Annotated in this window: 7 protein-coding genes; 3 read left to right on the top strand and 4 right to left on the bottom strand. The window is 35.6% G+C overall.

Annotated elements, in window-relative coordinates:
• Positions 1–81: 81 nt before the first annotated feature.
• From COO03_RS10285 to phaZ, 4 genes are all read right to left on the bottom strand, one after another.
• Positions 82–528 (bottom strand): aminoacyl-tRNA deacylase, encoded by a 447-nt coding sequence (locus COO03_RS10285; RefSeq protein WP_097897089.1) that lies wholly within the window; start codon positions 526–528, stop codon positions 82–84.
• Positions 529–735: 207 nt separating this feature from the next.
• A complete protein-coding gene (locus COO03_RS10280; protein WP_097897088.1) occupies positions 736–936 on the bottom strand; it encodes an NETI motif-containing protein in 201 nt (66 codons plus the stop codon).
• Complete coding sequence (locus COO03_RS10275; protein WP_097897087.1) at positions 920–2116, bottom strand: MFS transporter; 1197 nt, start codon at positions 2114–2116, stop codon at positions 920–922. Before COO03_RS10275 ends, COO03_RS10280 begins: the two co-directional genes overlap by 17 nt.
• A gap of 242 nt (positions 2117–2358) precedes the next feature.
• Positions 2359–3261 (bottom strand): intracellular short-chain-length polyhydroxyalkanoate depolymerase, encoded by a 903-nt coding sequence (gene phaZ, locus COO03_RS10270; protein ID WP_097897086.1) that lies wholly within the window; start codon positions 3259–3261, stop codon positions 2359–2361.
• Positions 3262–3451: 190 nt separating this feature from the next.
• Here phaZ and COO03_RS10265 point away from each other — a divergent pair, with 190 nt between their 5' ends.
• The 3 genes from COO03_RS10265 to COO03_RS10255 all read left to right on the top strand — a co-directional run bounded on the left by COO03_RS10265 (position 3452) and on the right by COO03_RS10255 (position 6447).
• A complete protein-coding gene (locus COO03_RS10265; RefSeq protein ID WP_097897085.1) occupies positions 3452–3871 on the top strand; it encodes a MarR family winged helix-turn-helix transcriptional regulator in 420 nt (139 codons plus the stop codon).
• 14 nt (positions 3872–3885) lie between these two features.
• Positions 3886–5085, top strand: coding sequence for an MFS transporter (locus COO03_RS10260; RefSeq protein ID WP_097897084.1), 1200 nt, complete (start codon positions 3886–3888; stop codon positions 5083–5085).
• Positions 5086–5184: 99 nt separating this feature from the next.
• The gene (locus COO03_RS10255) at positions 5185–6447 is read left to right on the top strand and encodes a serine hydrolase domain-containing protein (RefSeq protein ID WP_097897083.1); all 1263 of its coding nucleotides are present in this window, start codon (positions 5185–5187) and stop codon (positions 6445–6447) included.
• The last annotated feature ends 21 nt before the right edge of the window (positions 6448–6468 follow it).

Below are 6468 nucleotides of genomic sequence, written 5' to 3'. Positions count from 1 at the left end.
AATGAGGGAGTTTGATCATTCTCTACCTGTGTTACTCCACAATCGCGCCTGCTTGTTGAAGAAAAAAAGTATTATTTCCTGTTAATCGAAGGTTGCAATCACAGGATTTAATTCATTTAAGGCTTGTGGTTCAATTTTTAAAGTAAATGTTGATTGACCAGTCCCTCCATAAATATAATCATAATGGAAAAGTCGGTTATCTATCACACAAGGTAAATCAAGACCTACCATACGTACACTTCCTACCTGAAATCCTGTAACTTTCTGAACTTCCTCTGGAGATGCTAATTTCACTTTACTACAGCCTAAAATATCAGCTATTTTCTCAAAACTAACTTTGTTACGACTTCCAGATGCAATTAAAACCAAAAAACCTTTATCACTTTTTAATATCATCGTCGGAGCTGTTTGTCCAACTTCAATCCCAAAATATTCCGAGCCATCTTGTCTTGAAAGTATTGGTTTTTCGTGTTGAATTATTTCATATGTATATTTACTTTTCTCCAAAACCCCTTGCAATTCTTCCATATGAAACACCTCCAACCTTGATTTTAACATAGAAAATTGTGGAAATGTTTACAGAGAGAACTATTAAGCGAAATGGTCCTATTACATTGGATACTAAAAAAGATGGCACCGGTCAAACCGAATCCATCTTTTAAGTACTTAATTCGTAATGGTCTTTTTATTAAACTGTCCATTTCATAGGATACAGTTCATATAAGACCTCTCTTCTCATTTCAATTTTCCTTCAAAAATAATTTTTCTTCCGCACGGCTCTACTACTGTTTTCCCATCCTTTTTCACTTCATGAAAGATTGGTTCTTCCATACGGCGTGAAGGTACATACCCCTCTTTTTCCATACGTGCTAAACAATCTGTAATGGTTTCGTTCTCTTGTACTTCAAATTTTTTCTTATTAGGTTGTTTTGTCATGCCCTAACCTACTTTCTATTTTTCTTGATGCGAATTGGCTTTTCATATAGGTAATGTATAAAAGTGCAATAATTGCCATTATAATCATAACCGCTATAAAAAAGCTTGTATACTGTATTTTCTCTATAAATATACCTCCTAATACAGGTCCCATAATACTTCCTATACTAAAGGCAATTCCAGACAATATATTCCCAGCTGGCAGTAAGTGTCTTGGCAATAAATCCGTCATAAATCCAAGCCCTAATGAGAAACATGAACCGATTACCATCCCAGCTAGAAGCATACACCCAAATACAATCCAATAATATTGATCAAACATTGCAGCAAGTAAGAAGATAACTGTACTGATACTGAATGTCCACATTAAAATACGGTCTCTTCCATATTTATCACTTAATATACCAAGCGGAATTTGCGTGATAATTCCCCCGATTGCAAATGCAGGTAATAAGAAGGATACATCAGAGACAGCCCATCCTTTACGAAGTGCATATACCGGTAAGTTACTATTTAGCATTGCTTCTAGCACACCGTATGCTAAAGGTCCAATAAGTGCAATCCATGCAAGAACAACTACTTGTTTATAACGTGAAAACGATGATTCACTTTCTTTCCCTGTTTCATCTTGCTCTGGAAAAGCATTTTTAGTTGGAAGTAATAGTAACCATCCAATTAAGCAAAGAATCGTAGATACAATAAATGGTGTTGCAAGTCCATATTGGACAGTGCTAGCTAAGTATGGGCCTACTGCAAAACCAATACCAAAAAAGACTCCATATATAGATATTTGTCTGCCTATTTTACTAGGGTCAGCTGTCGTTGTAATCCACGTTTGTGTTCCGACATGTAACATATGGTCCCCTACGCCAACTAAAAAGCGGAGGATAAACCATGTCCAAAATGAAAATGTTTGTGTAAAAAAGAATAATGAAATAATAACGAGAAAGCCACCGATTACGATAATCGGTTTCATTCCAAAGCGTTGCATCGGTTTTTCAAGCCATGGCGAAATAAATAAAATCCCAATATATAACGCCGTTGCATGAATACCGTTAAAACTAGATCGAATCCCTTCTTGCTCAAAAATCATTGCGATAGCAGGTAGAAGCATTCCTTGTGACAATCCAGAAATCGCAACAATTCCAACCATAATCCAAAATGTAAATCGTGTTGACATCCTCTTCCCTCTCCCTTTTCAAACTCGCCAATTTTCATTATAAACTGTTTTTAAGGATGAGTGTGTGAATACCATTATAAAAAGGAGTTAGAAAGTCACCTTTCTAACTCCTTTTCTATCACGATTTTAAGTCATTATATGATACTTTTGGATAAGATTTTCTACATCATGTACTTACAAACATTGCGTACAGAAAAATTGTATACATACTATCATGTGACATTTATCCCATTAAGAAAACTCTATTTATTTTCCAGCCAATTTGTTACATGCTGCGTAAATTCATCTAAGCAATCAATAAATGGTGAATGCCCGCAATCCTCCAATATGGCTAACTTAGCGTTCGGGAGATGGTTTGCTAATTCTTCCCCTACTACCTGCGGGACAACATAATCACGATCTCCTTGTACAACGAGTGTTGGTACTTGGAGACGATGAATATGTCCGTTTCCTAGTACAACCCCATTATGTTCATCTGAAATATTAAATGTAGTTAAAGCGTAGTTTACGTCGACAAAATTACGCTGCGTTAACATATCATCTAAATATTTTTCATAGCGCTCTGGATCTGGTTTATGATGTGTATAAATCAATAGGTTCCAAACCGTTTGATAATATAACTTGTTCATATTTTTGATTGCATCTAAAACAGGAGCGATTTGAACGGGGTCTTGTGCAATTTCTTCTTTTGTTTTTAATAAAGTGGACACGATAGGCTGACCATTCATATCTTTTTTAAAGATTGGATAGCCTTTCATTCCAACTGATTCTACCAAAATGAGTTTCTCTACAAACTCCGTATGACAAGCTGTAAATTCCATCGCAACGCCACCACCCATTGACCAGCCCATCAATGAAAATTTCTTCAATTGTAGTTCATCTATAAATAGCTTTACATCATCAGCAAAATCTTGTAATGAATCTATTGGCTTATGGTATGTCGATTTCCCGAATCCCCTTAAATCAATGGCATAAATATGATATTCGCCTTGTAATTTCTCAATAACTAAATCCCAGTGCTGTGAAGATGTCATATTTCCGTGAATGAGCACAAGTATTTCTTTATTTTGCCTTCCAACTTCTTGGTATGCAATCGTTTCTCCATTTGACAACGAAACAAATTCCATTGTTGCAGGCTGAATCATCACACGTCCCCTCCATCCGCTTTATATAAAAAGAAAATTCTGAACCTATATTCAGGATACCATGTAGAATATACGTTCTCAACATGAAATCTATACAAAATTTTTACATAAAACAACACGTCTATTACTAGACAATGTTAGTAAAAAAGTATATAGTTAGCTAGGTAACTAATTTGAAAGGATTAAACAAATGGACGAAAAACAGCATTTTTTTCACATTGTCAGTCAAACTTCTCGGAAGTTTACGAAAAAATTTAATGAACGTGTATCACCAACAGGTTTATTTAGTGCACAATGGGCTGTTATTTTCCGAATCAATCAAACTGGACCTTGTACACAAACTGAGTTATGTCAATATCTAAACGTTGAATCACCAACAATGACTCGAACATTAACACGTATGGAAACAGTGGGCTGGATTATTCGAACTGAAGGAAAAGACCGCCGCGAAAAGCTAATTTCATTATCAGAAACAGCACTGGAAATGATTCCAGTATGGCAAGAAGAAGTTGACACTTTCGAAGAAAAAACGTTGCATAATATTAATGAAGAAGACTTGCAACTAGCATTTCAAGTTTTACAAACTATTATTAAAAATCTAGATGATTAATTGGAGGGATGACGATGCAAAGTGAGAAACTTTGGACGAAGGACTTCCTTGGAACTTGTTTTAGTAGTCTGTTTCTATTTTTAACATTTTACATGCTTATGACCACTTTACCCGTCTATGTAATAGATGGTCTGAAAGGAAAACCTGAAGAAATCGGTTTAGTTGCAACAGTTTTCCTTATTTCTTCTGTTCTATGCCGACCGTTTACAGGGAAATGGCTTGATGATTTAGGAAGAAAGAAAATATTATTTATTTCTCTTTCGCTATTTTTAGCCGCTACCATCATGTATTTCGGTACACAGAGTTTATTTTTATTACTTGCTCTTCGCTTCCTTCATGGGATTGGATTTGGAATGGCAACTACAGCAACAGGTACGATTGTAACAGATGTCGCACCACCGCATCGACGTGGTGAAGCACTTGCCTATTATGGTGTGTTTATGAGTCTTCCGATGGTAATCGGTCCTTTTTTAGGTTTGACGATTATTTCACATTTTTCATTTACTGCTTTATTTATGGTTTGTTCTGTATTTTCATTATTAGCATTTTTATTAGGCTTACTCGTAAATATTCCACATGAAAAACCAATGAATAAACAAAAACGTGAACCGATGAAATGGAAAGATTTAATTGAACCTTCTTCCATTCCAATCGCTCTTACAGGCTTTGTTTTAGCATTTTCTTATAGTGGTATTTTATCCTTTATTCCTATTTATGCGAAAGAGCTTGGTTTAGGAGAAGCTGCGAGTTACTTCTTTATTTTATATGCACTCGTTGTTGTTCTTTCTCGTCCATTTACAGGAAAGTTATTTGACCGTTTTGGTGAAAATGTACTGATTTATCCTTCTATTATTATTTTTACAGTAGGGATGTTCGTCTTAAGCCAAGCACAAACATCATTTTGGTTCCTCGGTGCAGGCATGTTAATCGGCTTAGGCTACGGAACACTCATTCCAAGTTTCCAAACAATTGCTGTTTCCTCCGCGCCAAATCACCGACGTGGTTCAGCAACAGCTACTTATTTTTCATTCTTTGATAGCGGTATTGGTTTTGGCTCTTTCATTTTAGGTATAGTAGCTGCAAAATCAAGTTATCATAATATGTATTTCATTTCTGCCATTATCGTTGCATTTACATTACTTATTTATTATGGCTTACATGGTAGAAAGCAAAAATTCAAAAAGCAAGATACGGATGGAAAATTATCAGCTTAATGTTAATAAGGGAAGTAAACTCCTCTGTTTACTTCCCTTATTTTGTATTTCTAAGAAAACGAGCGTATACTTACTGTAGAAATATCAAGGAGGTATTATATGAATTTTAAAAAATCTCCCCTTCTATTGCTCATACTCACACTATTATTTGTAGTAACAGGGCTTGGCTTTACGGTTTTTAAACATAATAAAGTAACTCCGTCAAAAGAAAACGTGACAAAGGAAAATTGGCTGCAAGATCCTTACTTACGTTGGGCATATACACATATGAACGAACTGGCATTAACAAGTGAAGTAAAAAATAACCCTGAGCAAGTATCAACATTCCCTACTGCATTACAAAATTTAGATGATTTCTCTGTTAAACAAGGAAATGGACGGGATGTTCCTTTAAAGAAACTATTAGATGAGAATAAAACCGATGCATTTGTTGTTATACATAACGGAAAACTTGTTTACGAACATTACTTCAATGGTTATAAACAAAATACGCCGCATGGGATGGCTTCTTTAGCTAAAGTCTTTACCGGTGCACTTGTGCAATCTTTAGTCGAAGAAAAGCAAATTGATGTAAATGAACTTGCTGAAACGTATGTCACAGAATTACGGAACACTCCATTTGGGAAAGCGACGATTCAACAGTTAATGGACATGCAAGTTTCCGCGGAATACCCTACACATGGATATATACAACGGGGATTAGAAAATCAAGATGCACAGCTATATTTAGCTAGTAACATTCTTCCTCGTTCTAAAAACTATGATGGCCCAATGAACATTTATGATATGTTACAAGAAGCAAAAGAAACTGCACCACCTGGAGCAGAGTTTTCCTATAATAATGGTTCTGCCGAAACACTTGGCTGGATCATACAGAAAATAACTGGTAAATCATTAGCTGAAAATGTAAGTGAACGAATTTGGTCCAAAATCGGCATGGAAGAAAGTGCGTATTATGTGACTGATGATACGAAAGTCGAACAAGCAAGCGCTGGCTTAAATGCCACTGCAAGAGATATGGCTAAGTTTGGTCAATTGCTTTTAAATAATGGTCAATACAACGGAAAGCAAATTCTACCTTCTTCTATTTCAGAAGATATAAAAAGCATACAAGAAGGTGAGCTAGCCATCGGGCATGGAGCCTCCACTTCTTATCATAATCAATGGTGGATTCCTCATAATGAGCAAGGTGCCTTTGAAGTGCTAGGGAGTTATGGGCAATGTCTCTATATAGATCCAAAAGCAAATATGGTAATTGTACATTTTTCATCAAATGCCCAGCCGAGCAGTGATATACATTCTACTTATTCAAATATGTATGTAGATATAGCAAAATACTTAGAAAATCTTTCACACGAGTGAAAGATTTTTCCTCTTTTAATT

Origin of the sequence: Bacillus sp. AFS098217 (genome assembly GCF_002551815.1) — a bacterium.
GTDB lineage: Bacteria > Bacillota > Bacilli > Bacillales > Bacillaceae_G > Bacillus_A.
The sequence above is the reverse complement of the archived record's forward strand: the minus strand, read 5'-3'. Positions and strand labels throughout refer to the sequence as shown.

What these genes read in the sequence shown, in the direction of transcription:
- COO03_RS10285 (WP_097897089.1), bottom strand. Translation starts at nt 528, where the DNA reads ATGGAAGAATTGCAAGGGGTTTTGGAGAAAAGTAAATATACATATGAA.
- COO03_RS10280 (WP_097897088.1), bottom strand. Translation starts at nt 936, where the DNA reads ATGACAAAACAACCTAATAAGAAAAAATTTGAAGTACAAGAGAACGAA.
- COO03_RS10275 (WP_097897087.1), bottom strand. Translation starts at nt 2,116, where the DNA reads ATGTCAACACGATTTACATTTTGGATTATGGTTGGAATTGTTGCGATT.
- phaZ (WP_097897086.1), bottom strand. Translation starts at nt 3,261, where the DNA reads ATGATTCAGCCTGCAACAATGGAATTTGTTTCGTTGTCAAATGGAGAA.
- COO03_RS10265 (WP_097897085.1), top strand. Translation starts at nt 3,452, where the DNA reads ATGGACGAAAAACAGCATTTTTTTCACATTGTCAGTCAAACTTCTCGG.
- COO03_RS10260 (WP_097897084.1), top strand. Translation starts at nt 3,886, where the DNA reads ATGCAAAGTGAGAAACTTTGGACGAAGGACTTCCTTGGAACTTGTTTT.
- COO03_RS10255 (WP_097897083.1), top strand. Translation starts at nt 5,185, where the DNA reads ATGAATTTTAAAAAATCTCCCCTTCTATTGCTCATACTCACACTATTA.